This window comes from Streptomyces celluloflavus, from assembly GCA_000720995.1.
GTDB classification, from domain to species: domain Bacteria; phylum Actinomycetota; class Actinomycetes; order Streptomycetales; family Streptomycetaceae; genus Streptomyces; species Streptomyces celluloflavus.
The window spans coordinates 1-935 of the sequence record JOEL01000126.1; the positions used below are offsets into that span (position 1 = coordinate 1).

Below are 935 nucleotides of genomic sequence, written 5' to 3' on the forward strand. Positions count from 1 at the left end.
CGGATCATCCCTGGCCGTCCTCGCACACCCCGAGTGCGACATCGGCCTCGTCGGTTACGAAATGGCCCTGCTGGTCGACCGCGCAGGCACCGTCCTGACGCCCGACCTCCGCGCAGAGCTGCAGGGCAGCCTGCTGCACTGAGGTGCCCCAGGCACCGCCCGTACACCGCCGAGTAGCCCACCGCCCACCGCGCCGCACCCCCACCGGCCCGACCCGACGACTGTCAGTCGTCCAGCCCGGAGGACACATGACCCCGCCACCTGCCACTTCCGGCCCGTACGGCGCCTACAGCCAGGCGTCGTACGGGGGTGAAGGTGACCAGCCGCTGGTACGTCCGTACGCCATGACCGGCGGCCGCACCCGGCCGCGCTACCAGCTCGCCATCGAGGCGCTGGTCAGCACGACCGCCGACCCCGCCCAGCTGCCCGGGCTGCTGCCCGAGCACCAGCGCATCTGCCACCTCTGCCGCGAGGTGAAGTCGGTGGCGGAGGTCTCGGCACTGCTGCACATACCGCTGGGTGTGGCGCGGATTCTGGTCGCGGACCTGGCAGAGGCCGGGATGGTGGCGATCCACCAGCCGGGCGGCAGCGGTGAGGCCGGCGGCACGCCCGACGTGACCTTGCTGGAGAGGGTGCTCAGTGGACTTCGCAAGCTCTGACGGCGGTTCCGGCGGGGCCCCGGGCCGTTCGACGACCTCCGCGAAAATCGTGGTGGCGGGCGGCTTCGGCGTGGGCAAGACCACGTTCGTCGGGGCCGTCTCGGAGATCAACCCGCTGCGCACCGAAGCCGTGATGACCTCCGCGTCGGCCGGGATCGACGATCTGAGCCACGTGCAGGACAAGACGACCACGACGGTCGCGATGGACTTCGGCCGCATCACCCTGGACCAGGACCTGATCCTGTACCTCTTCGGAACCCCCGGACAGGACCGCTT

Annotated in this window: 2 protein-coding genes and 1 pseudogene; all 3 read left to right on the top strand. The window is 70.7% G+C overall.

The annotated features are described in order from the left end of the window. Nucleotides 1–142 (top strand): annotated as a pseudogene (locus IH09_RS36155) (roadblock/LC7 domain-containing protein); the annotation flags it as partial. Nucleotides 143–248: 106 nt separating this feature from the next. Next, nucleotides 249–659 carry a DUF742 domain-containing protein gene (locus tag IH09_RS36160; protein WP_052861984.1) on the top strand — a complete coding sequence of 137 codons (411 nt, stop codon included), beginning with the start codon at nt 249–251 and terminating at the stop codon, nt 657–659. Continuing rightward, a partial coding sequence (locus tag IH09_RS36165; RefSeq protein WP_190233521.1) for an ATP/GTP-binding protein occupies nt 640–935 on the top strand: 296 nt, incomplete at its 3' end. The genes IH09_RS36160 and IH09_RS36165, both read left to right, overlap by 20 nt.